Source organism: Stagnihabitans sp., from assembly GCF_964946895.1.
In genome coordinates this window covers 132,162-158,784 of the sequence record NZ_CBBQHX010000001.1, presented here as the reverse complement: position 1 = coordinate 158,784, position 26,623 = coordinate 132,162, and the positions used below count along the sequence as shown (strand labels likewise).

Annotated in this window: 22 protein-coding genes; 10 read left to right on the top strand and 12 right to left on the bottom strand. The window is 65.2% G+C overall.

Going from position 1 to position 26,623, the window contains the following annotated elements; translation table 11 throughout:
* Positions 1–109: 109 nt before the first annotated feature.
* From AC1Y2B_RS00830 to trpE, 5 genes are all read left to right on the top strand, one after another.
* Complete coding sequence (locus tag AC1Y2B_RS00830) at positions 110–3,085, top strand: valine--tRNA ligase (RefSeq protein WP_482251138.1); 2,976 nt, start codon at positions 110–112, stop codon at positions 3,083–3,085.
* Between the two features lie 257 nt (positions 3,086–3,342).
* Complete coding sequence (locus AC1Y2B_RS00825; protein ID WP_482251137.1) at positions 3,343–3,675, top strand: DnaJ family domain-containing protein; 333 nt, start codon at positions 3,343–3,345, stop codon at positions 3,673–3,675.
* 122 nt (positions 3,676–3,797) lie between these two features.
* Entirely contained in the window at positions 3,798–4,982 is a 1,185-nt protein-coding gene (locus tag AC1Y2B_RS00820) for an aminotransferase (protein WP_482251136.1), read from the top strand.
* 136 nt (positions 4,983–5,118) lie between these two features.
* Positions 5,119–7,008, top strand: a complete 1,890-nt coding sequence (locus AC1Y2B_RS00815) for a peptidylprolyl isomerase (protein ID WP_482251135.1) — start codon at positions 5,119–5,121, stop codon at positions 7,006–7,008.
* Between the two features lie 3 nt (positions 7,009–7,011).
* Positions 7,012–8,520 carry an anthranilate synthase component I gene (gene trpE / locus AC1Y2B_RS00810; RefSeq protein ID WP_482251134.1) on the top strand — a complete coding sequence of 503 codons (1,509 nt, stop codon included), beginning with the start codon at positions 7,012–7,014 and terminating at the stop codon, positions 8,518–8,520.
* Here the strand turns inward: trpE and AC1Y2B_RS00805 are convergent.
* From AC1Y2B_RS00805 to AC1Y2B_RS00790, 4 genes are all read right to left on the bottom strand, one after another.
* The gene (locus tag AC1Y2B_RS00805; protein WP_482251133.1) at positions 8,467–9,195 is read right to left on the bottom strand and encodes a type VI secretion system-associated protein TagO; all 729 of its coding nucleotides are present in this window, start codon (positions 9,193–9,195) and stop codon (positions 8,467–8,469) included. The two genes, trpE and AC1Y2B_RS00805, sit on opposite strands and share 54 nt — an antisense overlap.
* 196 nt (positions 9,196–9,391) lie before the next feature.
* Complete coding sequence (locus AC1Y2B_RS00800; RefSeq protein WP_482251132.1) at positions 9,392–11,428, bottom strand: divergent polysaccharide deacetylase family protein; 2,037 nt, start codon at positions 11,426–11,428, stop codon at positions 9,392–9,394.
* Positions 11,429–12,475: 1,047 nt separating this feature from the next.
* Positions 12,476–13,327: an ATP-grasp domain-containing protein gene (locus tag AC1Y2B_RS00795; protein ID WP_482251131.1), complete on the bottom strand. Its 852-nt coding sequence runs from the start codon at positions 13,325–13,327 to the stop codon at positions 12,476–12,478.
* Positions 13,328–13,329: 2 nt separating this feature from the next.
* A complete protein-coding gene (locus tag AC1Y2B_RS00790) occupies positions 13,330–13,794 on the bottom strand; it encodes a hypothetical protein (protein ID WP_482251130.1) in 465 nt (154 codons plus the stop codon).
* A 315-nt stretch (positions 13,795–14,109) separates the two neighbouring features.
* Between AC1Y2B_RS00790 and AC1Y2B_RS00785 the strand changes: the two genes are divergently transcribed.
* The 4 genes from AC1Y2B_RS00785 to trpD all read left to right on the top strand — a co-directional run bounded on the left by AC1Y2B_RS00785 (position 14,110) and on the right by trpD (position 16,504).
* A complete protein-coding gene (locus tag AC1Y2B_RS00785) occupies positions 14,110–14,340 on the top strand; it encodes a hypothetical protein (RefSeq protein WP_482251129.1) in 231 nt (76 codons plus the stop codon).
* 361 nt (positions 14,341–14,701) lie between these two features.
* Positions 14,702–14,830 (top strand): hypothetical protein, encoded by a 129-nt coding sequence (locus tag AC1Y2B_RS00780; protein ID WP_482251128.1) that lies wholly within the window; start codon positions 14,702–14,704, stop codon positions 14,828–14,830.
* Between the two features lie 73 nt (positions 14,831–14,903).
* Positions 14,904–15,491 carry an anthranilate synthase component II gene (locus tag AC1Y2B_RS00775; protein ID WP_482251127.1) on the top strand — a complete coding sequence of 196 codons (588 nt, stop codon included), beginning with the start codon at positions 14,904–14,906 and terminating at the stop codon, positions 15,489–15,491.
* On the top strand, positions 15,488–16,504 hold the full coding sequence (gene trpD, locus AC1Y2B_RS00770) for an anthranilate phosphoribosyltransferase (protein ID WP_482251126.1): 1,017 nt from the start codon (positions 15,488–15,490) through the stop codon (positions 16,502–16,504). The genes AC1Y2B_RS00775 and trpD overlap by 4 nt, the downstream gene beginning before the upstream one ends.
* 208 nt (positions 16,505–16,712) lie before the next feature.
* Here the strand turns inward: trpD and AC1Y2B_RS00765 are convergent, their stop codons facing one another.
* Positions 16,713–17,489, bottom strand: coding sequence for an SDR family NAD(P)-dependent oxidoreductase (locus AC1Y2B_RS00765; protein ID WP_482251125.1), 777 nt, complete (start codon positions 17,487–17,489; stop codon positions 16,713–16,715).
* Positions 17,490–17,613: 124 nt separating this feature from the next.
* Between AC1Y2B_RS00765 and AC1Y2B_RS00760 the strand changes: the two genes are divergently transcribed.
* Entirely contained in the window at positions 17,614–18,606 is a 993-nt protein-coding gene (locus AC1Y2B_RS00760) for a Hint domain-containing protein (RefSeq protein WP_482251124.1), read from the top strand.
* A 73-nt stretch (positions 18,607–18,679) separates the two neighbouring features.
* On the opposite strand, the gene lpxB is transcribed toward AC1Y2B_RS00760, so the two are convergent.
* The 7 genes from lpxB to rseP form a co-directional block, all read right to left on the bottom strand.
* Positions 18,680–19,741 (bottom strand): lipid-A-disaccharide synthase, encoded by a 1,062-nt coding sequence (gene lpxB, locus AC1Y2B_RS00755; RefSeq protein WP_482251272.1) that lies wholly within the window; start codon positions 19,739–19,741, stop codon positions 18,680–18,682.
* A 53-nt stretch (positions 19,742–19,794) separates the two neighbouring features.
* Positions 19,795–20,592, bottom strand: a complete 798-nt coding sequence (locus AC1Y2B_RS00750) for an LpxI family protein (protein ID WP_482251123.1) — start codon at positions 20,590–20,592, stop codon at positions 19,795–19,797.
* Positions 20,589–21,374, bottom strand: a complete 786-nt coding sequence (gene lpxA, locus AC1Y2B_RS00745; protein ID WP_482251122.1) for an acyl-ACP--UDP-N-acetylglucosamine O-acyltransferase — start codon at positions 21,372–21,374, stop codon at positions 20,589–20,591. Before lpxA ends, AC1Y2B_RS00750 begins: the two co-directional genes overlap by 4 nt.
* 3 nt (positions 21,375–21,377) lie before the next feature.
* Positions 21,378–21,845: a 3-hydroxyacyl-ACP dehydratase FabZ gene (gene fabZ / locus AC1Y2B_RS00740; protein ID WP_482251121.1), complete on the bottom strand. Its 468-nt coding sequence runs from the start codon at positions 21,843–21,845 to the stop codon at positions 21,378–21,380.
* Positions 21,846–22,025: 180 nt separating this feature from the next.
* A complete protein-coding gene (locus AC1Y2B_RS00735) occupies positions 22,026–22,655 on the bottom strand; it encodes an OmpH/Skp family outer membrane protein (RefSeq protein ID WP_482251120.1) in 630 nt (209 codons plus the stop codon).
* Positions 22,655–25,111 carry an outer membrane protein assembly factor BamA gene (gene bamA / locus AC1Y2B_RS00730; RefSeq protein WP_482251119.1) on the bottom strand — a complete coding sequence of 819 codons (2,457 nt, stop codon included), beginning with the start codon at positions 25,109–25,111 and terminating at the stop codon, positions 22,655–22,657. The genes AC1Y2B_RS00735 and bamA overlap by 1 nt, the downstream gene beginning before the upstream one ends.
* 164 nt (positions 25,112–25,275) lie before the next feature.
* Positions 25,276–26,616 carry an RIP metalloprotease RseP gene (gene rseP / locus AC1Y2B_RS00725; protein ID WP_482251118.1) on the bottom strand — a complete coding sequence of 447 codons (1,341 nt, stop codon included), beginning with the start codon at positions 26,614–26,616 and terminating at the stop codon, positions 25,276–25,278.
* Positions 26,617–26,623 lie beyond the last annotated feature (7 nt).

The window sequence follows — 26,623 nt, the reverse complement described above, 5'->3', positions numbered from 1 at the left end:
CGGAAAGCATCGCGCCATCGCAGGTAATGCAAGGCTTTCCATTCCATAAGCCTTTTCCAACCCCCGGTACTTCGCTAATAGACCTGCAAACTACTTCAGGATTGCCGTCATGCCCATGGAAAAGACCTTCAACGCTGCCGAGGCCGAGGCCCGCATCTCCAAGCTGTGGATCGACCGCAAGGTCGGCAAGGCGGGGGCGAACTCCGTACCCGGGGCGGAAGCGTTTTCCATCATGATCCCGCCGCCGAACGTGACGGGCTCGCTGCATATGGGCCATGCCTTCAACAACACGCTGCAGGATATCCTGATCCGCTGGCACCGGATGCAGGGGCATGACACGCTGTGGCAGGTCGGCACCGACCATGCAGGGATCGCCACGCAGATGGTGGTGGAACGCGAACTCGCCAAGGACAAGTCCAACGCCACAAGGCGCGAGATGGGGCGCGAGGCGTTTCTTTCCAAGGTTTGGGAGTGGAAAGAACAGTCCGGCGGCACCATCATCAACCAGCTGAAACGGCTGGGTGCGTCCTGTGACTGGGACCGCGAGGCCTTCACCATGTCGGGCAATTTCCCCGATGCGGTGGTCAAAGTCTTTGTCGACATGTACAACAAGGGCCTGATCTATCGCGGCAAGCGTCTGGTCAACTGGGACCCCCATTTCGAGACCGCCATCTCTGACCTAGAGGTCGAGAATATCGAGGTGAAGGGCCATATGTGGCACTTCAAATACACCCTCGCCGGGGGTGAGACCTATGAATACATCGAGAAAGACGCCGAAGGGAACGTAACCCTGCGCGAGAAGCGCAACTACATCTCCATCGCCACCACGCGGCCGGAAACGATGCTGGGTGACGGCGCGGTGGCCGTCCACCCCTCGGACGCCCGCTATGCCCCCATCGTCGGCAAGATGGTGCATCTGCCGCTGTGTGACCGCCTTATCCCGATCATCACAGACGAATACCCCGACCCGACCTTCGGCTCGGGTGCCGTGAAGATCACCGGCGCGCATGATTTCAACGACTATCAGGTCGCCAAGCGCGGCAACCTGCCGATGTACCGCCTGATGGACACCCAAGGCCGGATGCGCGCCGATGGAGCGCCCTATGAGACAGCCGTCGCCCGCGCCCGCGAAATCGCCGCAGGCTCGCCCACCAATGAAACCGAAGTCGATAGCCTGAACCTCGTGCCCGAAAAATACCGCGGCCTCGACCGGTTCGAGGCGCGCAAACTGGTGGTGGCCGACATCAACGCGGCAGGTCTGGCCGTGACCGTGCTGGTGCGGACCGTCGACGAGGAAACCAACTCCGAAGCCCTGCACCTTGAGCCGGTGGTGGAAGCCAAACCCATCATGCAGCCGTTCGGCGACCGTTCGAAGGTTGTGATCGAGCCGATGCTGACCGACCAGTGGTTCGTCGACACCGCCAAGATCGTCGGCCCCGCGCTGGATGCCGTGAGGAACGGCGACACCGTGATCATGCCGCAATCCGGAGAGCGGATCTATTTCCACTGGCTGGAGAATATCGAGCCGTGGTGCATCTCGCGCCAGCTCTGGTGGGGGCATCAGATCCCGGTGTGGTATGGCCCCTCGGTCGAAGCGGATGGCCGTCTGGACTATTCCCGCGGCGGCGAGCGCGCCTTCTGTGCGGCCAGCTTCGCCGAAGCGGCGGAGCAAGCCCGCGCCGTCTACGGTGCGGCCTCGATCCATGAGCGCACCGACCTGTCGGCGGCGCTGGAGGATCAGCTGGAAAGCTTCGCCCATTCCGAACCTGCCGTCTCGCTCTGGCGTGATCCAGACGTGCTGGACACCTGGTTCTCCTCCGGCCTCTGGCCGATCGGCACGCTCGGCTGGCCGGACAAGACGCCCGAACTGGCGCGCTATTTCCCGACCTCCACCCTGATCACCGGGGCGGATATCATCTTCTTCTGGGTCGCCCGGATGATGATGATGCAGCTTGCCGTGGTGGATCAGGTGCCGTTCAAGACCGTCTACCTGCATGGCCTCGTGCGCGATGCCAAGGGCAAGAAGATGTCCAAGTCGCTGGGCAACGTCATCGACCCCCTCGACATCATAAACGAGTTCGGCGCAGACGCCCTCCGCTTTGCCAATGCGGCGATGGCCTCGCTGGGTGGCACGCTGAAGATGGACACCCAGCGCATCGCCGGCTACCGCAACTTCGGCACCAAGCTGTGGAACGCCTGCCGCTTTGCCGAGATGAACGGGGTCTGGGAGGGTTACGCCACCAACGCGACCCCGCCGAAGGCCACCGCCACCGCCAACGTCTGGATCATCGGCGAAACCGCCAAAGCGCTGGCCGAGGTCAACGAGGCGCTGAAAACCTACCGTTTCGACACCGCCGCCGACGCGCTGTACAAATTCGTCTGGGGCAAGGTGTGCGATTGGTACGTCGAATTCGCCAAGCCGCTGTTTGACGGCGAAGCCGCCGCCGAGACCCGCGCCACGATGGCCTGGGTGCTGGATCAGTCGATGATCCTTCTGCACCCGATCATGCCCTTCATCACAGAGGAACTCTGGTCCACCACCGGGACGCGCGCCAAACTGCTGGTCCACACCGACTGGCCAAGCTACGGCCTCGACCTGGTCAATGCCGAGGCCGACCGCGAGATGGGTTTTGTGACCGCCCTGATCGACGAAATCCGCTCGGCCCGGGCGCAGGTCCATGTGCCGGTCGGGTTGAAAATCGATCTCGTCGCCATCACCTTGTCGGACGAGGCCCGCGCGGCCTGGAGCCGCAACGAAAGCCTGATCCGCCGCTTGGCACGCATCGAGGGTTTCGCAGAGGGCCCCGCTCCGAAAGGCTCGATCACACTGGCGCTGGAAGGTGCCGCCTTCGCGATCCCGCTCGCCGGCCTGATCGACATCGCCGAAGAAAAAGCCCGGTTGCAGAAAACAATGGACAAGCTGGCCAAGGAAATCGGCGGCCTGAAAGGGCGGCTGAACAACCCCGCCTTCGCGACCTCGGCGCCCGAGGACGTGGTGGAAGAGGCCAAGTCCAACCTCGAAGCCCGCGAGGACGAGGCCGCCAAACTGAAAGCCGCCCTCGCCCGTCTCGCCGAGATCGGCTGAGGTCAGGCCCCGGCCCAACCCTGATCCAAAGGAGCGCGTTCCGCGCGCTTCGTTCCACTCGCCTCTGGCCTGCGGCCAACCGGCTCGGGCGACGCTCCGCGGGGAGTATTTGGGCAAAGAGCAACGGCAAGAAGCCCCCTTCATTTGCTCCTTGCGAAATACTCTCGGGGGGTGAGCGCGGACCGCGCGAGGGGGGCAGAAGGCCCCCCTTTCTTTCGGCATGAAGCTTGCCCATATGATCGGCAGGGAGGTGCGTCATGTCCTGGCTTTCAAGACTTGCCGAACAGCAGATTGCCAAGGCCCGGCTGAAGGGCCAGTTGCAGGGCTTGGAGGGCGAGGGCAAGCCTTTGCCGGACCGTCCGGGCGATGCCTATATTTCAGCGGGCGATGCGGTGGGGTTTCGCATCATGGCCGAGGCGGGGGTTCTGCCGGAAGAGATCACGCTGAAGAAGCAAGCCCTTGCCTTGCGGGCGCAACTGGCCACCTTGACGGACGAGACCGCGCGCAGGGCCGTGATGGCGGATCTGGCCGGGGTCGAGATGCGGCAGGCGATTGCCGAAGAATCGCGGCGCAGGTTCCTGAAGGGTTAGGGGTTGCGTCGGGTCGGGTCGGCCATCGGCCCCTCTCGCAGGGTCGTTTGCCCGCTGCTTTCTCGCCCCTTGCGCTTTGCGATCCCACGCGGTTCAACTGGGTCAAACAAAGGATGCCAGCCATGACCCACCTCAAGCCGCTCAATCCCGCCATGGCAGCCACCGATCCGCCGCCCGTGATGGAGGCGCGGCGCTGGATTGCCGGGTTGACCTTTCCCACGGACCGTCCGCTGATCAACGTCAGTCAGGCCGCCCCGGTTGACCTGCCACCAGAGGGCCTGCGGCAGGCCATCGCCGACGCCTCGCTCTATGATCCGAACGCCCATCTTTACGGTCCCGTTCTTGGCCTGCCCGCCTTGCGCGCCGAAATTGCCAGCCAGTGGAGCCTTGCCTACGCCGGCAGCATCGAACCCGACCAAGTGGCCATCACCCAAGGCTGCAATCAGGCATTCTGTGCGGTTCTGGCCACGCTCGCCGGGGCCGGCGACGAGGTGATCCTGCCGACGCCGTGGTATTTCAATCACAAGATGTGGCTCGACATGCAGGGCCTTTCGGCTGTCGCGCTGCGCACAGACCACAGCCTGATCCCGGATGCCGCACAGGCTGCGGCGCTGATCACCGAGAAGACCAAGGCCATCGTCCTTGTCTCGCCCAACAACCCCGGCGGGGTGGAATATCCGGCCGAAACGCTGGCGGCCTTCCGCGAACTGGCCCGCGCCAAGGGGATAGCACTGATCGTCGATGAGACTTACCGCGATTTTGACGGCCGCACCGGGCGGCCGCATGATCTGTTCTGCGATCCGGGGTGGGACGATACCTTCATCCAGCTCTATTCGTTCTCCAAGGCCTACCGGCTGACGGGTCACCGGGTTGGCGCCATCGTGGCCTCGACAGGCCGCCTGGCCGAGGTCGAAAAGTTCCTCGACACCGTCGCCATCTGCCCCAGCCAATTGGGCCAGATCGGGGCACTTTGGGGCATGCGCAACCTGTCTCAATGGGTGTCTGGCGAAAGGGATGAAATTCTGGCCCGCCGCAAGGCCATGGTGGACGGGTTCCATGCCCTGCCGGGCTGGAAACTGCTGGGGTGTGGGGCCTATTTCGCCTATGTCGAACATCCCTTCGCGCTGACCTCGGAACAGGTCTGCAAGGCCGCGGTCACCGAGGCTGCTGTGCTGATGCTGCCGGGGTCGATGTTCCAACCCGACGGCTCGCCCGAGGGTCAGCGCCAGATCCGCATCGCCTTTGCCAATATCGACCGGGCCGGGATTGCCGAACTGTTCCGCCGATTGGCGGCCTTTCACCCCTGAGCGAGGGGTTTGATCCGACCCCACCCCCCTCCATCACGCGGGATTTTTCGCAGAAAAATCGGTGCGGCCCGGCCTGCCCTTGCCCATCGCCGCCCTTTCAGCTTAAACCTCTGCGACTTTGCAAAGGACGCCGGACATGGCCAAGACTCCCAAGCCGCACGACAGTGACGAGATCGTCGCCCGCAAGGGCTCCCGCGCGGGAACCAGCATTCTGGCCTTCGTGATGCTGGGGATGATCGTGATCGGCCTTGGCGGCTATGGTGTCACCAACTTCGGCCACCAAGTCGACAGTGTGGCGACAGTGGGCAAGGCCACGATCACCACCAACGAATATGCGCGCGCGCTGAAGACCCAGATCAACCAGTTCTCCAAGCAGTTCGGCCAGCAACTGAGCCTGAAGGAGGCGCAGATGTTCGGGCTGGATCAGCAGGTGCTGTCGGGCCTCGTCTCCAACGCCGCGCTGGACAATGAAGCGATGCGGATCGGCCTGTCGGCAGGCGATGTGCAGGTGGCCCAGAAGATTGCCGCCAACAAGGCTTTCCTGGACGTCACCGGCAAGTTCGACCGCGCTCAATATGCGCAGTTGCTGGACCAGAACGGCATCACGGTGAAAGAGTTTGAAACCGGCATGCGGGGCGATCTGGCCCGGCAAGTGCTGCAGGCTGCCATCGTCGGCGGCATCCTGACACCGCAGCCCCTGACCAATTCGGTCTTTGCCTATCAAGGCGAAGCGCGCGGCTTTACCCTTCTGCAACTGACCGAGGCGAGCCTGCCGCAAAAGCTGCCGGCGCCGACGGATGACCAGCTCAAGACCTTCTACACCGCGCATATCGCTGACTTCACCCGGCCTGAGGCCAAGCGCGTTTCTTACGCCCTTGTGCAGCCCGCAGACATTGCCAAGGACCAGAAAGTGTCCGAAGCCGATATCAAGGCGGCCTATGACGCCGCAGCGGCGACCTACAACATCCCAGAAAAACGTCTGGTCGAACGTCTGGTCTTCCCGTCGGACGCGGAAGCCAAGGCCGCCAAGGCCAAGTTTGACGCCGGCACCTCGTTCGAGGATCTGGTCAAGGCTCGTGGATTGGAGCTGACCGACATCGACATGGGCGACGTCGGGATCGAACAGCTTGGCGCTGCCGGCAAGGACGTCTTCGCGCTGACCGCGCCCGGCGTCGTGGGCCCGCTGCCGTCGGACCTTGGCCCGGCGCTGTACCGGATGAATGCGATCCTGCCCGCACAGAACACCACGCTGGCGCAAGCGCATGACAAGCTGCAGGCCGATCTGCAGCTGAAGGCCGCCGTGGCCGCCATCGCCACCAAGAACGAAACGATCAATGATCTGCTGGCCGGTGGCGCGACCATCGCAGACGTCGCCAAGGATCAGAAGATGACCGCCGGCACGACAGATTACGCCAAAGGCGCAGATGACAATGACCCGGTCACGCAAGACCCGGCCTTCGCCAAGGCCATCGACGCCATCCAGCCCGGCGACTTCGCCCAAGCCATCGGCCTGTCGGACGGCGGTCTGATGGTGGTGCAGGTGACCGAGACCGTGCCGCCGACCCCGGTGCCCTTCGAGAAGGCGCACGACAAGGTGGCCACGGCCTTCCACGCCGACGCCCTGGCCACGGCCCTGACTGCGCTGGCCGATGCCGATCTTGCCGCCGTCAAAGGCGGCGCCAAGCTGGAGACGCTGGGCATCACGGACAATATCGCCTCGACCACCCGCGCCGCCAAGCTGGACGGCATCCCCGCAGACGCGGTGACCACCGCCTTCACCCTGAAAGCCGGTGACGTCGTCAAGATCGACACCAAGGGTCTGGTGGCCGTGATCCGTCTGGACAGCATCACTCCGGCCGATTTCACCAGTGACAAGGCCAAGGCGGCGATCGACCAACTGTCGACCCAAGCCGCCCAGTCCATCGCGCAAGACACCTACGACCTCTTCTCGACCGCGATGACAGCGCAAGGTGGGCTGAACATTGATCAGGCGGCAATCACCGCCGTGCAGTCCCGGATGAACTGACCCATGAAGCTGCACCCTGACTTCGCAACGTTCGAGGCGGCCTGGGGTCAGGGGCGCAACCAGTTGGTCTATGCAAGGCTGGCAGCGGATCTGGATACGCCCGTATCCCTGATGATGAAGCTGGCCGAGGCGCGGACCGACACTTTCATGCTGGAATCGGTGACGGGTGGCGAGGTGCGTGGCCGCTATTCCGTGGTCGGCATGAAGCCCGACCTGATCTGGCAATGCCACGGCGCCAAGGCCCGCATCAACCGCGAGGCCCGTTTTGACGCCGCTGCTTTCGTGGACGAAGCGCTGCCGCCTTTGGACTCGCTGCGCAAGCTGATCGCTGAAAGCCGGATTGATCTGCCCGAGGGCCTGCCGCCGATCGCTTCGGGACTGTTCGGCTATCTCGGCTATGACATGATCCGTCTGGTCGAACATCTGCCCGATGTGAACCCCGATCCTTTGGGTCTGCCCGATGCCGTATTGTTGCGCCCCTCGGTCGTGGCCGTGCTGGACGGGGTGAAGGGAGAGGTGACCGTGGTCGCCCCCGCCTTCGCCGCGTCAGGCCTGTCCGCCCGTGCCGCCTATGCCCAGGCGGCGGAACGGGTGATGGATGCCCTGCGCGACCTTGACCGTGCCCCGTCCGCCCAACGCGATCTGGGCGAAGCCGCACCCGTGGGCGAGGCTGTATCGAACTTCACCCATGACGCATACAAGGCCGCGGTGGAAAAGGCCAAGGACTATATCCGCGCCGGTGACATTTTTCAGGTCGTCCCCAGCCAGCGCTGGAAGCAACGCTTCGAGCTGCCGCCTTTCGCCTTCTACCGCAGCTTGCGGCGCACCAACCCCTCGCCCTTCATGTTCTTCTTCAACTTCGGCGGCTTTCAGGTCGTGGGCGCGAGCCCCGAAATCCTCGTGCGCCTGCGCGAGGGCGAAATCACCATCCGCCCGATCGCCGGCACCCGCAAACGCGGGGCCACGCCGGAAGAAGACCGTTTCCTCGAAGCCGACCTTCTGGCGGATCAAAAGGAACTGGCCGAGCACCTGATGCTTCTGGACCTTGGCCGCAACGACGTGGGCCGCGTGGCCAAGGTCGGCACCGTGCGCCCGACCGAGAAGTTCATCGTCGAACGCTACAGCCACGTCATGCACATCGTCTCCAACGTGGTGGGCCAGATCGCGGATGGCCAAGACGCCCTGTCAGCCCTGTTGGCCGGCATGCCCGCCGGTACCGTGTCCGGCGCGCCCAAGGTCCGCGCGATGGAGATCATTGACGAACTGGAACCCGAAAAGCGCGGCGTCTACGGCGGCGGCATCGGCTATTTCGCTGCCAACGGCGAGATGGACTTCTGCATTGCCCTGAGGACTGCGGTCCTGAAAGACGACGCGCTTTACATACAGGCCGGCGGCGGTGTCGTCTATGACAGCGATCCTGAAGCCGAGTATCAGGAAACCGTCAACAAATCCAAAGCCCTAAGGCGTGCTGCCGAGGACGCGGGGACGTTTGCGCGGCGCGGGAACAGCTGAGGGGGGCGGTGCAGGAACCACACTGGCCTGTGGCGACGCCGGGGGATCTAGCCTCCAACGACAGACCTCGCTGACCGGCTGGAGTGCGTCGCGAATGCCGGAAAGATCAAACACGGCCGTGATCGGTGAGGCGTTGTAGGGCGTCACCTGCGCCACGAAGCTGCTGGCGTCTGCCATTTTCTGCAAAAGCGGCAGGGCATCCGGGGCAAAGGTTGCAGTTTGATCGGTGCTGGTGGTCCACCGGCCGGTTCTGGCGGGCTGCGCACCAATCCGCGTGACCACGGTCTTGTAGCCACTGTCATAATCACCATCCGACGCCAGATAGTCGTTCCAGGTGATATAAACCTCGGTTTGTCCGGATTGGCAGCGCACGAACAGCACGACCGCAGACCCCATGGCACTGGCGCCACTGTCGGCCACCAGCGTTGCAACCACCGTCTCGGTATCGTCCAACGGGTTCTTGCTGTGATCAACCTGCCACTTGCCGGGCGACGCCGGCGTCGGGGACAGGGTGGCCGCGTCCTGGCGGGTCAGGCTTTCTGCGATCGCATCGAAGCACTCCAGCCGCGGCCCTTGATCGGCCAGAGCAGCACAGGCGGCAATGGCGCTGTCTGGCACATCGGCCGAGGCGGCACCTGAAAGCGCCAGCATGGCAAGAACACCCTTGAAGATCATGTCAAAGCCCGCCTGGGTTCAATAAGGTCCATAAGCCCCAGACCTGCACCAATATCAACAAACCTTTGACAGGCCTCACGGCAAAAGGGGCCCCTGTCGCCGCTTCCCCTTGCTCCTTGCCAAATACGCCGCGGAAGGTCCGGAGGGCGCGCAGCTCTCCGGGGCCAGCCAAGGGCGCGGCGCCGCCCATGCTGTCCTATTTGCGCGCCATCACCGCCGTCACCGGCGCCAGCGCCACGCCCGAGGCCTTGCCCTCGATCGTCCATTGCAGGATCGTCGCCACGGTATCGGCCCGCGTGTCGCCAAGCACCACAACCGAGCCCTCCTGCGCCGCCTTGAACGCCGCCCGGTCCAGATAGCGGCGCATCACCGGCTGGCTTTCGCCCGCGCCGTCCAGACGGCGGTAGATCACGGCGGCAGGCAATCCATCGCGGCGGGCGATCTGGTCAGCGGCGTTCAGACCGCGGTCATAGGTCACAAGCCCGCGCCCCTGATCGGCGATCACCGGCAGCACCAAAGTCGCCAGCGCCCGGTTGTCCTGGAACCCCGCCGTGTCTTCGTCCATCACGCCCACCGCTTCGGGCAAGATATCCTGAAGGGTCTGGAAGGACTGCGCCACGTCACTGGCGGTTGCGCCAGCCGGCAGGCCGTTGGCCAGCATCAGCACCTCTTGCCCGGCATCGCGATAGGCCTTCGCAGCCTCTTTCGCATCGGTTGCCAAGGGGTCGATCACGAACGTCACCGGGAAGGGCAGCTTGGCCAGATCGGCCCGGTTCATTCCCGCACCACCCACATCTTGCAGCAGGATGACGAACAGCGGCTTGCCCGCTGCATTGTCAAAGCTGCGGGCGTATTTCACGATCGGCTGATCGGCCACCGGCGCGGCCGGAGCTTCCGCCCCCTTGGGCGTATCGCCGATATGGGGCAAGGTGTTGGTCTGCACCCCGGGAACCGAGGGCTTCAGGACTGTCGGCAGCGTGCTGTCCAGCGCCTTGATGCCGGGCAACTGCGGCGCATCCGGCGTGATGACACGCGGGGCCACGGCCTTGGCTGCGTCAGGCGCGCTGTCGCCGCCATCCGGGGCCGTCACCACCGGCAAGGGGGCCGGGGCCAACCCCGGGTCCTCGGCAGCGGCAATCTGTGGCAGTCGGCTCGGCTCGGCCAATCCAGCCCCTTGCGAGGGCACCAGCAGCGCATCCTTGCTTCCCAAGGGGTCCGGCGCCGGGGCCATGGCCACCGCCGGGCCCTGATCCGGCGCCGGCGCCGTCAGCGCTGCATCCAGCGACGACAAGGCGGGAGGCGCCTCAGAGGTTGCCGGAGCCTGTTGCGGCGGGGCCAGCGCAGGCACCTGCGCCATGGACGTCGGCACTTCCGGTGTTTCGGGCTGGGTTGTGGCCTGATCCTGTCCGGCCGTGACAGCCGACGGGGCCGCAGGGCTGTTCGCGGCGACCGTGCCACTGCCTGTGTCGCCCGCCGCGTCCGCTTGGGCGGCATCGGCGCTGGGTGCTACAGTGGCAGATGATGCCGTACTGCTGGCCGGGGCCGTCTGCGGTTGCGTGGCCGCATCCGGGGCTGGCACAGCCGGGATGTCATTTTGCGCCGCGTCCCCGGCGGGCTTGGCAACAGGTGCAGCCGTCGTCTGATCATCCGCCGCCGTGCCACCCTGCCCCGCGTCGGTCGGCGTCGAAGGTCCTGTCGTCGCAGGTTCGGTGGCAGCGGGCGCGGCAGGTTCCGCCGTTGGTGCGTCAAGGGCGGTCTTGCCCGCATCCGTCCCCGCGACAACAGCGGGATCAGCCGCTACGCCTGCGGTGCCGGGGGCCGTCGGGGCGGCCGAGCCAGAGGCTTGCAGCGTCGAAGGCATCGCCGCAGACGAGGCTCCGGGCGTGGTATCGGGCATCTTGACAGATCCGCTGCCCGCCACCGGGGCTGCGTCGGCCACGGTCGGGGCGCTTGCGCTGCCCGCCATCTGACCGGAAGCTTGGGCTTGTACCGCATTGCCCTGCCCAGCCGCAGTTGGCAGCGCAGCCGCCGCGGGCGCGCTTGGCGCAGCCTGTTCCACAACGCCTCCGGCCTGCGCGCCAGCGTCGTTTTGGGTTGTAGCCGGGCCCGACGACGTCGTCTGAGGATGATCCACCACGCCTTTGGGCAAAGGCGCCAGCTGCGAGATCAGGGCCAGCCCTGCCGCCGATACCACGAGGCCCCAAACCAGACCGCTCGCAAAACTCCGCGCCACTCTATAGCTCCCTCACCTGTCCCAAAGGGCCAAGGCCCGCCCGATTGTGCCGACCGCCGTTGCAAGGACGCTTCGACACCTTCGGATATTCTCTGACTGTATAGCCGTCTCTTTTCCGGGGTTCACCCCCCAATGGCAAAGCCGGCCCGCTTGTGCTGCGCGGGACCCACAGGGGCAGTCCTGACGAAAGCGTGTCCGGCTGCTTCTGCCAATCTCACAAATTCTCCTTGATTATAAGCCCTTGCATCAAGCGCTGCCCTTCAACTGGCAGGGAAAGCCCGGCAAATGGCCGGGATCACAGGTCCGGGGGGCCAGCGGGCACCGACATTGCACGCATTTTTTTCGCGCCACGGCAGCCCATAAAGACAGCGGATGAAGACTTCTGCCCCGACGCCCGGGGCGCGATCATGGTGCAGAGTTGGACCTGCCAGCGTCCCCGGTCCAGCCCCGGCCCCGAAGCAATCGAGCGCCAAGGCCCTAACCATGACGCTGCCTTCGCGCTGCGACAAAGGTCGTTGCACCGTGCGCCCCGTGTGGAGAGTGGCGGACAGCTGCACCGTGCGGCTTGGCAGAATGACGCACCGCAGGGCCCTAAGCCGGAACTCGCGATCGAACGCTTGGGCGCGGATCAAAGACGCGACCTTCGGCAAAGGTACGACAGCGGCTATTTCGGAAAGCCAGCCACACCGCCCCGATCCGCTGCGTTTCAGCGCGGGTCTCAGGGGCGGCACCGATTGGAATGGGTTGCTGGATTTGAAAAACCCTCCGGCCCGACGCGCGACGGCATTGCACCGGCAGCGCGGCAGATGGACCGAAAAGGCCGTGAATCCTGACGGATCTGGACGTCCCGACACGCCACAATCAGCACGGCGGCATCAGTTCGGTGGGACTTGGCCTCTTGCAGGCCGCAAAGCAGACCGGCCCCCGGTGGGATTGGTGCTCGATGGCCCTGCTTCGGATTTCGCGGGCCGCCGATCATGGGCGGCGCAGGATCTCCAATCCGTGCCCACCGATCGACCACCCGCAGCGCCTTTGCAGGACGCGGCATCATCCGGCCATCAGGTAAGTCACGATGGCCGCGGCCAGATCGGAACCGAAGGCCGCAAACATCGGGGCGGCATTGGTTTCAAGATAGACCCAGCCCCCGCGGCGCGGGCAGGTCTTGAAGTCAGAGGCGCAGAAATCCAATCCCATCTCGTCGGTCATTGCAAGCAGCCCGGCCCGCAGCTCCTCGGGCACCGGCGTCGGGCTGACGATTGCCCCGGGATCGGTCCGATAATCCAGCGCCGAGGAGCTGACCTGGAAGCCGAAGACCTGACGGCCAACACGGTACACCCGCATCTCAGGCCCGATCAGTCGCTCTTGCGCGATCAGGACTTCAGCCCCCTGCAGCGCCTCGGGGATCAGGGGGCGACAATAGTCGCCTCCGGCCACCGGCTTGCGGATGGCCGGGGTCGCCGCGCCAAAGGCCCGCAGGGCGCGCGGGTCATTGCCCACCATCGTGACCGGAATCGCCAGACCATGGCGGTGGGCCGCGGCAAGGGCGCTCAGCTTGTTGACCGACGCCGAGCGGCCGAAACCGCAGGGATTAAGCCGCCGGATCAAGGGCTGACAGGCCAGCCAGCCGCGCAGCACCGTGTGAAGCTCGGCTGCGGCCTGATGATCCTGTGGCGTTCCGGTGCCGAAGACATCGGCCCGCAGGAAGGCGGCAGCGACCCCGTCCACCGGACGTGCATCTTGCCACAAGACCGCCGTCAGGGGATCGAAGGTCAGGGACGGACGTTCCGTAGGGTCAGTCCACAGCTCCCGCAGCGGGACGTCAAGCGCGCGCGCCGCCGCCTGCAGGGCCGTCACGGACGGATCAGATCGCCCCCCCACAATCAGCAGGCGCCCAGCCATCCCTACCCCTCAGACCTGCGCAGGCGCGTCATGATCTCGGCCACCGATGTGATCTGGTGCGAGCGCAGCTGTTCACCAAGGAAGCTTTGCGGCGCAGGCGGGTCCGGAACGACGGGCGGGTTCGGCAGCACCGGCGGCGGATCCCCGTCCTCCTCGCCCACGGCGAGGGTCGAAATCATCGTGCCACTGCCATCCTCCTCCTCGCCATGGGCCAAAGTGGTGACGGCGGGCGGCGGCCCATCCTCTTCGCCAATCGCCATGGTGGTGATGACGGTGCCGCTGCCATCCTCTTCCTCACCCGAGGTCAGCGTGGTCAGGCCATGATGGGGGGCTGGCGTGGCCAGCAGGGGCGTCGCGGACAGCGTGGTCTTGTCCGAACCGGCCGCCGGCGTGCCTTGCAGACCCGGGCTTGCCACGCAGGCGGCAAGAGACAGGACGCTTGAGGCCGTGATCAACAAACGGGGCATGGGGGCGCACTCCTACAGAACATGCAGCCATCCTGCGCCGCGCCGGCGGCAAACCGCAAGATCATCTCGCACCGGAACCGGGCAAGGAAAAGAGAAGGCGCGCAGGCCGATCCGGCACAGGGTGCGCCGGGTTCCAGAAACGTGATGCCCCCCGCGGCGGGACGAGCCTTTTCAACTTCAGGCGGAAAGCCCGTTCGACCCATGACAAGACCGGCAGCGCTGCGGCAAACACCTAGGCCGGACTTGCCCGATCCGTCCCAACACATCGTCTTTGGCATGGCAAAGATATCCGGCACCGCGCCGCAAGATATCGCGTTGCTGAATCCAACCCATCACGCGTGGCGGCGCCTGCTGAAATCGGGATTTCCCTTCGTGAAGACCGATCTTTTGCGCGATGGCGTTGCGGGGATCGACACCGCGGATTGGCAGGATGTCTGCCGCGCCCATGGGGCGGATGTTGAAGCCATGCAACGCCACATCGAAGGATCGCGCCTCAACCGGCTGCGGTTCAAGTTCGACCGGACAAAGCTCAACGGCGAGGACTGAGGTCCATCTCGTTCGGAAAGATCCGGTTGCTGGCCTTTCGACGCGCGCAGACCACGGCAGCCTTGCCGATCCAGGCGGGCGCAGCTCTGGCTTCGGCGGCAGGGTCAGGCCGTTTCAGGTCGGTCTCGCGATGCCTGCCGGCCCGCCCAGCCGTCAGATGACCCGGCTTCGCGCCGTGGGCGGGATGCCCCCGGCACCGCCCGGGTATTATCCACTCCACTCCACGCCCGCGTCCGCGTTGCCGTCCGGCTTGAGGGTCACGCGCATCCCATCGTTTGACGTGGCCGGCGTGGCGGTTCCGGCTTGTCCCACGCATTCGGATGCACGAAGACGCGGTGCAATACGAACCATCAGGCGCGTGATGGCGGCCATTGCCAAGATCACGCCGCAGGGCTGCATCCCCATGGTTTACACCGGTCTGCCGTTCAGCGATAAGTTTTGTGAAGACTTCGGTCATTTGGGCAGGCTGGCGCGGGTACCAAAGAAGTAAGCGGGTACATTCGCGGGGACAGACAGGCATCCAAAGCCATGAAGCGTAACGAAAACAAACGGTTGTGACCAACATGCTGCTTCTGATCGATAACTACGACAGTTTCACCTACAACCTCGTGCATTATCTGGGCGAGTTGGGGGCGGATGTCAAAGTCGTGCGGAATGACGCGCTGGATGTGCAGGCGGCCATGGCGCTGCGGCCAGAAGCGATCGTGCTGTCGCCCGGCCCTTGCGATCCCGATCAGGCGGGTATCTGCCTGCCGCTGACCCTTGCGGCGGCGGAAACCGGCACACCCTTGCTGGGCGTCTGCCTTGGCCACCAGACGATTGGCCAGGCCTTCGGCGGCCGTGTCGTGCGCTGCCATGAGATCGTGCATGGCAAGATGGGTGCCATGATCCACGAAGGCAAAGGCATGTTCACGGGCCTGCCTTCGCCCTTCCTAGCCACACGCTATCACTCACTGGTCGTCGAACGCGCCACCCTGCCCGATTGCCTTGAGGTGACAGCCTGGCTGGAGGACGGCACCATCATGGGCCTGCGCCACAAGACAAAACGGATCGAGGGCGTGCAGTTCCACCCCGAAAGCATCGCCTCTGAACATGGCCACACCCTGCTGCAGAATTTCCTGACCTCTGCCAAGGTCAAGGTGACGGCATGAGCGACGCCTTGAAGCCGCTGATCGGTCTGGCCGCCGAACGCCCCCTGACCCGGGCCGAGGCCGAGACAGCCTTCACCGCCCTTTTCGAAGGCGCAGCCACCCCGGCCCAGATGGGTGGCCTTCTGATGGCACTGCGCACGAGGGGCGAAACAGTGGATGAATTCGCCGCCGCCGCCGCCGTGATGCGGTCGAAATGCCATGCGGTGCAGGCCCCGGCGGGCGCGATGGACATCGTGGGCACCGGCGGCGACGGCAAGGGCACGCTCAACATCTCGACCGCCACGGCCTTTGTGGTGGCGGGGGCTGGCGTTCCCGTGGCCAAGCACGGCAACCGCAACCTGTCGTCCAAATCGGGTGCGGCGGATGCGCTGACCGAGATGGGTCTGAACGTGATGGTCGGTCCCGAGGTGGTGGAACGCTGCCTGGCCGAGGCCGGGATCGGCTTCATGATGGCGCCCATGCACCACCCCGCCATGCGCCATGTCGGCCCAGTGCGCGCCGAATTGGGCACGCGGACCATCTTCAACATCCTTGGCCCGCTGACCAATCCGGCCGGCGTGAAGCGCCAACTTACTGGCGCCTTCACCGCCCGCCTGATCCGGCCGATGGCCGAAACCCTGAAAACCCTCGGCTCCGAGGCGGCGTGGCTCGTCCATGGCAGCGACGGGACCGATGAGATTTCCATCGCCGGCCCCACCGCGGTGGCCGCCCTGAAAGGCGGCGAGATCACCGAATTCACCGTGCACCCGGAAGATGCGGGCCTGCCGGTCCATGCCTTCGAAGCGATCCTTGGCGGCACCCCATCCGAAAATGCCGCTGCCTTCCGCGCCCTGTTGAACGGCAAGACCGGCGCCTACCGGGACGCGGTCCTGTTGAACGCCGCCGCAGCGCTGCTGGTCGCAGGCAAGGCGGCCGATCTGAAAGATGGCGTGACGCGCGCCCGCGCCTCCATCGACTCGGGAGAGGCGCGCGCCCGCATCGACGCGCTGCGCCGCATCACGCCCACCGCCTGAGCCTGCGGCTGGCCGGGGAAAGGGGGGCCGTCAGCCCCCCTCGCCTGCGGCTTCACCCCCCGAGAGTATTTCCAAAGGAGCAAATGCAAAGGCTGCCCCTTGCATTTGCGCCTTCTCAAATACTCCCCGCGCGGCGCGCCAGTCCGAGCCGGTTGGCGCTTGCGCCAGAGGCGAGACAAGACAGCGCGCGGCACGCGCTCCGTCAGGCTCAAAGGGTGGAGTTCATCGCGCCACCGTCCAGAAGGATGTTCTGGCCGACGATATAGCCGGCGTGCTGGCTGCACAAAAAGGCGCAGGTGGCACCGAATTCGGCCGCAGTGCCATAGCGGCGGGCCGGAATCGTGGCCGAGCGTTCCGCGCGGGCTTCCGCCATGGTGATGCCACGCGTCTTGACCATGCCAGCATCCAGCGCCGTGGCGCGGTCGGTGTCGTGGATGCCCGGCAGCAGGTTGTTGATCGTGACGCCATGCGGGGCCACCTGACGCGAGGTGCCCGCCACAAACCCGGTCAACCCGGCACGGGCAGCGTTGGACAGGCCGAGCGCAGCGATGGGCGCCTTCACCGACTGGCTGGTGATGTTGATCACCCGGCCCCAGCCGCGTTCGATCATCCCCGGCATCAGCGCGGTCATCAAGGCGATGGGGGTCAGCATGTTGGCCTCGATCGCCTTGAGGTAATCGGCCTTGACCCAGGTCTCCCACGAGCCGGGTGGCGGGCCACCGGCATTGGTCACCAGAATATCCACCGCGCCCGCAGCGGCCAGAACGGCCGCCAGCCCCTCATGCGTCGTGATATCTGCCGCCACCGTGGTCACCGCCACGCCATGGCCGCGCAGGGCAACGGCGGTGGCCTCCAGCGCCTCGACCCCGCGGGCGTTGATCACCAGATCGACGCCGGCCTGCGCCAAGGCCTCGGCACAGCCACGCCCCAGTCCCTTGGAGGCCGCCGTCACCAAGGCCCGCTTGCCCCTGATCCCCAAATCCATCATCCGCTCCTTCGTTTCGATCCACCGCGGCTGCGCGGCAGCCTCATCCCTTTGTTGACGTTTCCGGTTGCGATTGCTAGCCCAGTCGAAACCCGACCCGCGCCCTCCGCTTCAGGAACCGCCCATGGCCCCCTCTGCCACACCCGGATACGCCTGTCAGGTCTTTGCCGCCGAGGATATCTTTGTCGTGCAGGGCGCCAATCAGGGCGATGGCCTGACCGGGCCGGACGAGGTCTGCGCGGGCGACATCTATGCGCTGTACCATCAGGCCCAACCCCTGCGTCTTGTCGTGCAACCGCCGCGGGAGGGTGAGCAAGCGGTGGCCGAAGGCTCTGGCATCGGATTGCCCGGCACCCGGGTCCGGCTGGAGGCGCGCTACGCGCTGATGGCACCGGATGGCGACAAGGTGGAACTGCTGATCCTGCTGCTGGAGGACGGCACCCGGCTGGTGCTGCCGCTGTCCCCGGTGGGGACCGGGGTCGATTACACGCTGTTGTCGATCGAGGCGGCGCCGGGGGATCTGCAACTGGCCGACGTACTGTGCCTGTCTTTTGCGCGCGGCACCATGATCACACTGACCGACGGCAGCCAGCGCGCCATCGAGGCGCTGGTGCCGGGGATCGAAGTGCTGACCCGCGATCATGGCCGCCAGCCGGTGCGCTGGATCGGCCACGCCCGCCTGCGCGCCGTGGGCGCCTTTGCCCCCGTGGTCATAACGGCAGGCACGCTGGGCAATGCCGGGGATCTGATCGTCAGTCAGCACCACAGGGTCTTTCTGTATCAGCGCCAGCGCAGCGCGGGCCTGCCAACCTCGGAGCTGCTGGTGCAGGCGCGCGACTTGGTCGACGAGGCTGCGGTCTATCTACGCGAGGGCGGCTTTGTCGACTACTTCAGTCTGGTCTTTGACCGACATGAGATCATCTATGCCGAGGGTATCCCCTCGGAAAGCCTGATGGTCAATGACGCCACGGTGAACCGCCTGCCCCCCGACATTGCCGCCGAGGTGAAGGCGCGCTTTCCCGGTCTGTCACAGGCCCCCCATTTCGGTACTGAAGCCAGCCGCGCGTTTCTGGCCGAAATCGGTGCGGATCGGTGGATCGGATCGCGCAAGGTCTGATGCCGCGTGCTGGGGACGCGGGCGGGGGCCAGCCCCCGCACACCCCCGGGATATTTGGACCTGAATGAAGGGGTCAAAGATGCGCCAAAACCGAGCGGGCGGCGCGCAGGCCGGGCGCCTCGGCACCTTGGCCAAGGCGGTCCATCGTCGTGGCCATGGCCCGGATCTGAAGGGCAGCATCCTGCAGGACCGTGTCCAGCGCCCCGGCAAGCGCTTCGGGGCGGCAGGCGGGGCCGAGGAATTCGGGTACCGTGCGGCTGTCGGAGACGAGGTTGACCAGTGTAACGGTATCAATCAATGCCGCGCGTTTCATCAGCCACCAACTGATCGGGTGCATGTCATAGGCGATGACCATCGGGGTGGCATTGGCCGCCAGCTCCAGCGAGACGGTGCCCGAAGCGGCCAGCGCCACATCCGCTTCGGCAAAGGCGGCACGCTTCTCGGCGGGGTCGAGGATCAGGCGGGGCGGGATCGGCCAGTTCCTGGTCAGATCGTGCAGCACGGGGGCGATATGGGCCAACGTCGGCAAGGCGACGGTCAGACCGGGATGGGTTTGGGCCAAGCGGCCAAGCGCCGCACCGAAGATCGGTGCCAAGCGGGTGACTTCAGAGCGGCGCGAGCCGGGCAGGCACAGGACCAGAGGGCGCGGGATCTTGGCGAAGATTGCCCGTTCCTGCGCGGTGGCAAGGGCTTCGGCCACAACCGGGTGGCCGACAAAATCGCAGGTCATGCCGGCGGCGGTCATATAGGGCGGCTCGAACGGCAGCAGGGCCAGAACGTGGTCGATGACGCGCGCCATCTTCGCAGCCCGTCCCGGGCGCCACGCCCAGACCGAGGGGGCGACGTAGTGGATGGTGCGTTGCCTTGGGTTGGCAGCCTTGACCAAAGCCGCAACCCGCAGACAGAAATCCGGGCTGTCGATGGTGATCAGCGCAGCGGGGGCGCAGGCCACGGCAGCCGCTGCCGCCTCGCGGATGCGGCGCTTGAGGTGGCGGTACTTCGGCAGCACCTCGGCAATGCCCATCACCGACAACTCTTCCATCGGGAAAAGCGAGGTCAGACCCTGCGCCTGCATCAAGGGCCCGCCGATGCCGTGGAAGGTGACGTCCGGCGCCAAAATGCGCAGGCCGGACATCAAAGCCGCCCCCAGCTTGTCGCCAGAGGGCTCTCCGGCGATCAGGAAGAAGCTTAGCGCGCCCACAGAAACAGGCCCGTTTCCGCGGCAAGGGTCCTGAGGCCGGGCAGGTCAAGGCAGATCACAGAGCCGGCCTGAAACACGATCCCGGCAAGGCCCGCAGCCGCCACGCCGCGCAAGGTGGCCGGGCCGATGGTGGGCAGATCGACGCGGCGATCCTGTCCGGGCTTGGCGGCTTTGTAAAACAGGCCCCTGTGCTGCGGGCGCAGCGCCTCGGGCAGGCTGGCCACTTGCGCCAGAAGGATGTCGGTGCCGGGCAAAGCCTCGACCCCCAGGCACAGGCCGCCCGCCACCACGCAGCCCTGCCCCACATCGGCGGCACCCAGCGCCGCGACAATCGCCTCGGCGCGGTGGGCATCGGCTTCTGCGTCGCGCGGCAGGGCTCCGGCCAGCAGTCCGGCCTGGGGCAAAAGCTGCGGTGCCAGGGTTTCCACCCCTTCCACCTCGATATCGCTGTCCTCAAACAGGCTGATGATGGCACGCAGCGTGGCATCATCACCGGCGGCGAAAGCGGCCATCAGGTGCGGGACCAGTTGCGCCGTGGCCGCGTCGAACAGCGAAGGGTCAAGGCGCGGGCGGCTGACCGCACCGGCGAAGGTCACTCGGGTGATGCCGCGGTCGCCCAAATGGCGCAGGAAGGGGACCAGACGCTCGATCCGGAAGGTCAGGTCGGGGATCAGGCCTTCGGGCGCGAAGCCGTCCAAGGCGCAGATATAGGGGCGTTCCGATAGGGCCTGCACCAAGGCCAAAGGCAGGGCACCCCGGCCAGCGATCAGGGCGAGATTGGTCATTTCGGGGTCAGGAACGAACGGTCGGAGGCCGAGAGGATGAACGCCGCCATCTCGCGCACGCTGTCGGTTTCGGCGTTCTCGGCCAGTCGGCGGGCGCGCTCCAGAAAGCTGCCCTCGCCCTTGGCCAATTCTTCATAGGCATGGCGCAGCGCGCTGATTGCGGCGCGGTCCATGCCCCGGCGCTTGAGGCCGACAAGGTTCAGCCCGTCAAGTTCCCCGCGCGGCCCCTGCACCAGGCCATAGGGGATGACGTCATTGGTCACCATCGTCACCGCACCGATGATCGCCCCATGGCCGATGCGGACCCATTGGTGGATGCCCGACAAGCCGCCGATGATCACGTCATCACCGATCTGGCAGTGGCCCGCGATGGCCACACCATTGGCAAGGATCACCCGGTTGCCCAGATGCGCGTCATGGCCGACATGGGCGCCGGTCATCAGAAGGCAATCGTCGCCGACCGACGTCACCCCGCCGCCACCTTCAGTGCCGGTGTTCAGCGTCACCGACTCGCGGATCCGGCAGCGGGCACCGATGATCAACCGGGTCCGCTCGCCCTTGTATTTCAGATCCTGCGGCACCTCGCCCACCGTGGCATGCGGGAAGATCACCGTGTCGGCGCCCACCATGGTCCAGCCACTGACGACGGCATGAGATTTCACCTCCACCCCCTCGGCCAGCGTGACCTCGGGTCCGATGACACAGAACGGACCAATCCGGACCCCTTCGCCCAGCCGGGCTGCGGGATCGACGACCGAGGAGGGATGGATGAAAGCGGTCACGCGTCAGGCCTTGGGCAGATCAAACATGGCCGTAAACGTGGCCTCGGTCGCCAGATCGCCATCGACGGTGGCGCGGCCCTCAAACTTCCAGACCCGTCCGCCGCCGCGCAGCGCCTTGACGTGCAGTTCCAGCACATCGCCCGGCACCACCTTGCGGCGGAACTTCACGGCATCAACGCCCATGAAGAACACCTTGGCCTGCTTGTCGACCAGATCCATCGACAGGCCAACCAACACGCCCGAGGTCTGCGCCATCGCCTCGATGATCATCACACCCGGCATGATCGGCATATCGGGGAAATGGCCCTGAAAATGCGGCTCCGTGTTGGTCACGCATTTGACGCCCACGCAGCTTTCGTTCAGCACGATGTCGCGGACCTTGTCGATCAGAAGGAACGGATAGCGGTGCGGAATGATCCGCTTGATCAGGGCAAGATCGGCTTCGTGAATTGCTGCGGCAGTCTCGGTCATTCTTGTCCCCCAAATTGGCCGTCACCGTGTCACCCGTGCGGGCCGCGCCTGCCCATCTTTGGGGCATTGATCGTCCCTGACTAGCAACTTGGGCGCACCGGGACAAGCGTTTGGGGACGAGCCTTTGGCCCAAAGCCCGACGGCTGGCCCGCAACCTGCAGCCAAGGGCCAACCGGCGGGTCAGGGCGTCGGTTTGGCGGGCGGGGTTGTGGGGGGCGCGGGTGCCGGGTTGGGACCATCCGGCTGCACGCGCGGGCCGTTGGACCCTGTGCTGCCATCGCCCAGCTTGGCATTCACGGCGGCAATCGCACGGTCCGTCACGTCGATGGAATCAAAGGCCAGCACCACGGCATCGTGGTTCAAGATGGCATAGGCGCCCATCTGCCGCATCAATTCGGCCAGAACCGGCACCGCAGCCTGAAAGAAGGTCGTGCGCCCGTCATCGCGCTGCGTCTTCAGCGCTTCAACCTTGGCCGCCTGATCCTTGCGCACCTGCTCGACCTTGGCGTCGAAGGCATCGGCCAGCGTCTGGAACGCCGCTGCCGCCATCGTTGCCCGCTTCTGCGTCAGATCCGCCTCTTCGGCCGCCAGATCGGCCTCGATCTTGCGATTCTCGGCCGCCAGCGCCTGCGAGGCCACCTGGGCCTTCGTCTCCATCGCCTTGCCGTACAGCGATTCTGCGTAAAGCCGGTTCTGATCCAGCGTCAGAACCTGCGGCACCGCGGCCGTGGTCTGCGCCACGACCGGCGCAAGGCTGGAACAGGCCACCAGCAGCGCCAGCCCCCAACCAAGGAGCCGCCCATACCGCATCAGAACTTCGTCGAGATGGTGAAGTTGAAGGTCTGTTCCTTGTCGTAGCTTTGCTTTTGCAGCGCATGGGTAAAGTCGAAGCGCAGCGGGCCGATCGGCGATTTGACATAGATCGACAGGCCAACGACCGACCGCAGATGCATCGAATCATCCACCGTCCCGCCGGAACCCGCCTTGTTCTTCAGCCCCCAGACTGAGCCGACATCCATGAACAGACCGCCGCTCAGCCCGTATTCCTCGGGCAGACCCAGCGGGAATTCGCTTTCGATATGGGCTGCGGCGAAGAAGTTGCCGCCAAGCGCGTCCTTGTTCTCGGCCCCTAGATCGCGCGGCCCGATGCCGTTCATCTCGAAACCATGCATCGAACCGGCCGTAAAATAGCGGTCGGTGGCGCGGGTGGTATAGCCGCCAAAGGCGTTGATCACGCCGCCCTCGAAGGTGGCGCGCAGGGTGACGTCATCCTTGCCCACCTTGGTTTCGGCCAAGGCCCGTACCGAGGTGTTGACGAATTTCACATCGCCGCCCAGACCCGAAACGTTCTGCCCGAACTGCACCATCACGCCGCCTTTGGGATGCAGGCCCGACAGGCGGTCATCCCATGTATAGGCATAGCCCAGCGAGGAGGCCATCTTGGTGCCCTCTTCGGCGATCAGGATGGCCGAAGAGCCCTTGACCGCCGCCACCGGCGGGGGCCCGGCCGAGGCATCGACATGGCGGTCAACGTTCAGAACGCCTTCGCTGGCCAGCCGGTAGCTCAACTGCAGCCGGCCAAAATCGCTGACCGGGAAGTCGAGCGAAGGGGACACGCTGATCACGCGGGTATCGAAATGGGCATTCTGGTGGGTCGTGGTGGTGTAACCCGCCCCAAAGCCGAAGGTCAGATCGCGGCCCAGAAAGGCCGGTTCAGTGAAATCGATCTTGCTGTCGACATTGCTGGCCCCGGTCTGCACATTCACCGTCAGACCCTGACCACGGCCCAGAAAATTGCGCTCGCTGAAGCCTATGTTGATGCCAAAACCGGTGCTGATCCCGTAGGTTGCCCCCAGCGTCAAAGACCCGGTCGGCTGTTCGGTCACATTGACCTTGACGACGCTTTCATCCGGCGCAGAGCCCGGCTCTTCGGTCACCTGCACATCCGAGAAGAAGCCAAGCGCCCGGATCCGCTCGGCCGCCTGGGCGATTTCGCGCGGGTTCATCGGGTCGCCCTCGACCGTGGCGAACTGGCGGCGAATCACCGAATCGAGCGTGGTGGTGTTGCCCTCGATATCAATACGCTCGACAAAAGCGCGCTGGCCTTTGACGATGGCGAAGGTCACATCCACCGTGCCGTCCCGGTCATTGCGGGTCAGACGCGGCTCTACCATGACAAAATTCAGGCCCTTCTTCAGCGCCAGGGCTTCCAACGCATCGACGTTGTTCTGCACGACGGTCGGGCTGTAGGTCACGCCGCTGCGCAACCGGCGCAACTTGTCGAAATCGGTCGCATCGACGCCCGGCACTTCGGACACCGTGGTGACCTTGCCGACGCGGAAGCTTTGACCCTCCTGAATGGTGAAGGTCAGGAACGTCGCACTGCGATCCCGGGCATAGGTGGCCCCGGCGTCAAGGATCTTGAAGTCGATGAAGCCGCGCGACAGGTAGAAATCGGACAGAAGCTTCTTGTCCATATCGACCCGGTCGGTGTTGTAGGTGTCGCGCTGGATCAGGTTGTGCAGGATCCCCGCCTGCTTGGACGACAGAACCTGCCGCAGACGGTAGTCCGAAAACGCCTTGTTGCCGACAAAGCTGAGCCGGGCAATTTCCGCCACGCCGCCTTCGGTGATTTCAAACACCAAGTCGACCTGATTGTTGCCATGCCGGATGATGCGCGGCGTGATCGAGGCGGCCATGCGGCCTTGACTGCGATAGGCTTCCGTCATCGCAGCGGCATCCGCCTCGGCGGTGGCGGGCGAATAGATCTGGCGCGATTTGGTCTTGGCGATCGAGGTCAGGACCTTGTCATCCAGTCGGGCGTTGCCCTGAAAATCAACCGTGGCGATCATCGGGTTTTCCAGAACCTTGATCACCAGGGTGTTCTTCTGCGGCAAAAGCTCGATGCTTTGGAACAGACCGGTCGCCGCGATCCGCTGATATCCGTCGTTCAGCTCGGCCTCGGTGACGACCTTGCCCTTGGCGATGGCCAGATAGGCCACGATGGTGGCGGCGTCGACGTTGGTGTTGCCTTCAACCTTGACCGCATTGAACGTGAAGCCCGCAGGCACCGGGGCCACGGCGGGCGCGGTTTGCGTCTCGGGCGTGCCCAGCGAGAAATCCCCGCCCATCGTGGTCTGCGCCCAAGCCTGCAACGGCGCCACCAGCCCAAGACCGGCTATGCCGAACCCGGCCGACAGCACCAAGGTCCCCGCGCCAAGCGCCAACCGTTTGCGAGAAATCCCAGCGCCCTTGCCCATGCTCATCTTGCCCACGTCCTGCGCCCCACGTCCAAAACCGTCACAATCCAAGACCCTGACTAGCTTCTTGTCCCGGCCTTGTCAAAAGCGCGCCGCGTCGCAGGCCAAAGGCGCCGACGCCTGTTGCCCATTTCCTGTGGATAACTCGGTCCGTGTCCGGACGGGCCCGCTCAAGTACACCGGAAGAGGTCGTTGGACAGCGCAAAGAGCATCAGCGCCGCCAAAAGCGTCAGGCCGAACGACATCAACACCCGCAACGCCTTGTCGCTGGGCGGGCGGCCCGTGGTCGCCTCCCAGATGTGGAACACCAGATGTCCGCCATCCAGCACCGGAATCGGGAACAGGTTCAGCAGGCCGATCGACAGGGACACCAGCGCCAGCATGCCAAGAAAGGTTTCCAGCCCCGAATGCGCCGCAGCGCCCACGGCCTTGGCCATGCCGATCGGACTTGAAACGTTGCAACTGCTGATCTTGCCCGCCACGATATAGACCAGCCCCGTCAGATTCATCTTGGCCATGTACCAGCCCTGCTTCCACGCCAGTCCCGCCGCCTCGGCGAGGCCGGGCATGCGTGCCACCGGTTCGAACAGCACCCCACCCGACACACCGATCAGCCAGCGCGTCTCGAACCCGCCATCGGCGGTGGGCAGATCGCGGCGGCGCGGGCTCAAGGTCACGTCAAAGGTCTTGCCGGCCCGCCATAGGGTCAGGGCGATGGGCTTGCCGGCATCAGCCTCGACCAGTTTGGGCAACTGGGCAAAGCTGGCAATGTCCTTGCCCTCGGCCTTGATGATCACATCGCCGGCCTGAATGCCCGCATCCAGTGCGGCACTTTGCGGCTGCACGCTGTCGGCCACCGGCGGCAGCGGGTTCGGCCCCTGCACCGTCATGCTTTGACCGTTGCGGGTGACCTGATAGGTTACGGTCGCCTTGTCGCTCAGCCCATCGGCCAACGTGAAGAAGGTTGCCAGATCGGGCGTCGGCTGTCCCTCGACCGCGGTGATCAGATCGCCGACCAGCAGGCCCTGCCCCGCAAACGGCACCGCCTTGATCGTGCCGATCAGCGGCACTTCGACCGCCACGCCCTTCCACAGGATCACACCCAGAAACAGCAGGAAGGCCAGAATGAAATTCGCCAGCGGCCCCGCCACCACCGTGGCCGAGCGTGCCCACAAGGGCGCCCCATGCATCGTGTGGCGCTTCTCGTCCGCACTCAACCCGTCCATCAGCCCGGCATCCGGGCGCGAGGCGCCGTCGGCATCGCCCAGAAACCGCACGTAGCCGCCCAGCGGCAGCGCTGCGATCTGCCAGCGTGTGCCATGCTTGTCGATCCGCGACCAGATCGGCGTCCCAAACCCCAGCGAGAAGACCTCGGCATGGATGCCGCACAGACGCCCCACGATGTAATGCCCGAATTCATGCACCGTCACGATGACGATGATGGCGATCAGGAAGGCCGCAAGGGTCCAGGCGGTGCCGCCAAGATCAGAGAAAAGTCCCGCAAAATCCAAATTCCCG

Bases quoted from the DNA above. Each gene is read 5' to 3' on its own strand.
- AC1Y2B_RS00830 (WP_482251138.1), top strand. From the start codon at position 110: ATGCCCATGGAAAAGACCTTCAACGCTGCCGAGGCCGAGGCCCGCATC.
- AC1Y2B_RS00825 (WP_482251137.1), top strand. From the start codon at position 3,343: ATGTCCTGGCTTTCAAGACTTGCCGAACAGCAGATTGCCAAGGCCCGG.
- AC1Y2B_RS00820 (WP_482251136.1), top strand. From the start codon at position 3,798: ATGACCCACCTCAAGCCGCTCAATCCCGCCATGGCAGCCACCGATCCG.
- AC1Y2B_RS00815 (WP_482251135.1), top strand. From the start codon at position 5,119: ATGGCCAAGACTCCCAAGCCGCACGACAGTGACGAGATCGTCGCCCGC.
- trpE (WP_482251134.1), top strand. From the start codon at position 7,012: ATGAAGCTGCACCCTGACTTCGCAACGTTCGAGGCGGCCTGGGGTCAG.
- AC1Y2B_RS00805 (WP_482251133.1), bottom strand. From the start codon at position 9,195: ATGATCTTCAAGGGTGTTCTTGCCATGCTGGCGCTTTCAGGTGCCGCC.
- AC1Y2B_RS00795 (WP_482251131.1), bottom strand. From the start codon at position 13,327: ATGGCTGGGCGCCTGCTGATTGTGGGGGGGCGATCTGATCCGTCCGTG.
- AC1Y2B_RS00790 (WP_482251130.1), bottom strand. From the start codon at position 13,794: ATGCCCCGTTTGTTGATCACGGCCTCAAGCGTCCTGTCTCTTGCCGCC.
- AC1Y2B_RS00780 (WP_482251128.1), top strand. From the start codon at position 14,702: ATGGCGGCCATTGCCAAGATCACGCCGCAGGGCTGCATCCCCATGGTT.
- AC1Y2B_RS00775 (WP_482251127.1), top strand. From the start codon at position 14,904: ATGCTGCTTCTGATCGATAACTACGACAGTTTCACCTACAACCTCGTG.
- trpD (WP_482251126.1), top strand. From the start codon at position 15,488: ATGAGCGACGCCTTGAAGCCGCTGATCGGTCTGGCCGCCGAACGCCCC.
- AC1Y2B_RS00765 (WP_482251125.1), bottom strand. From the start codon at position 17,489: ATGGATTTGGGGATCAGGGGCAAGCGGGCCTTGGTGACGGCGGCCTCC.
- AC1Y2B_RS00760 (WP_482251124.1), top strand. From the start codon at position 17,614: ATGGCCCCCTCTGCCACACCCGGATACGCCTGTCAGGTCTTTGCCGCC.
- lpxB (WP_482251272.1), bottom strand. From the start codon at position 19,741: ATGTCCGGCCTGCGCATTTTGGCGCCGGACGTCACCTTCCACGGCATC.
- AC1Y2B_RS00750 (WP_482251123.1), bottom strand. From the start codon at position 20,592: ATGACCAATCTCGCCCTGATCGCTGGCCGGGGTGCCCTGCCTTTGGCC.
- fabZ (WP_482251121.1), bottom strand. From the start codon at position 21,845: ATGACCGAGACTGCCGCAGCAATTCACGAAGCCGATCTTGCCCTGATC.
- AC1Y2B_RS00735 (WP_482251120.1), bottom strand. From the start codon at position 22,655: ATGCGGTATGGGCGGCTCCTTGGTTGGGGGCTGGCGCTGCTGGTGGCC.
- bamA (WP_482251119.1), bottom strand. From the start codon at position 25,111: ATGAGCATGGGCAAGGGCGCTGGGATTTCTCGCAAACGGTTGGCGCTT.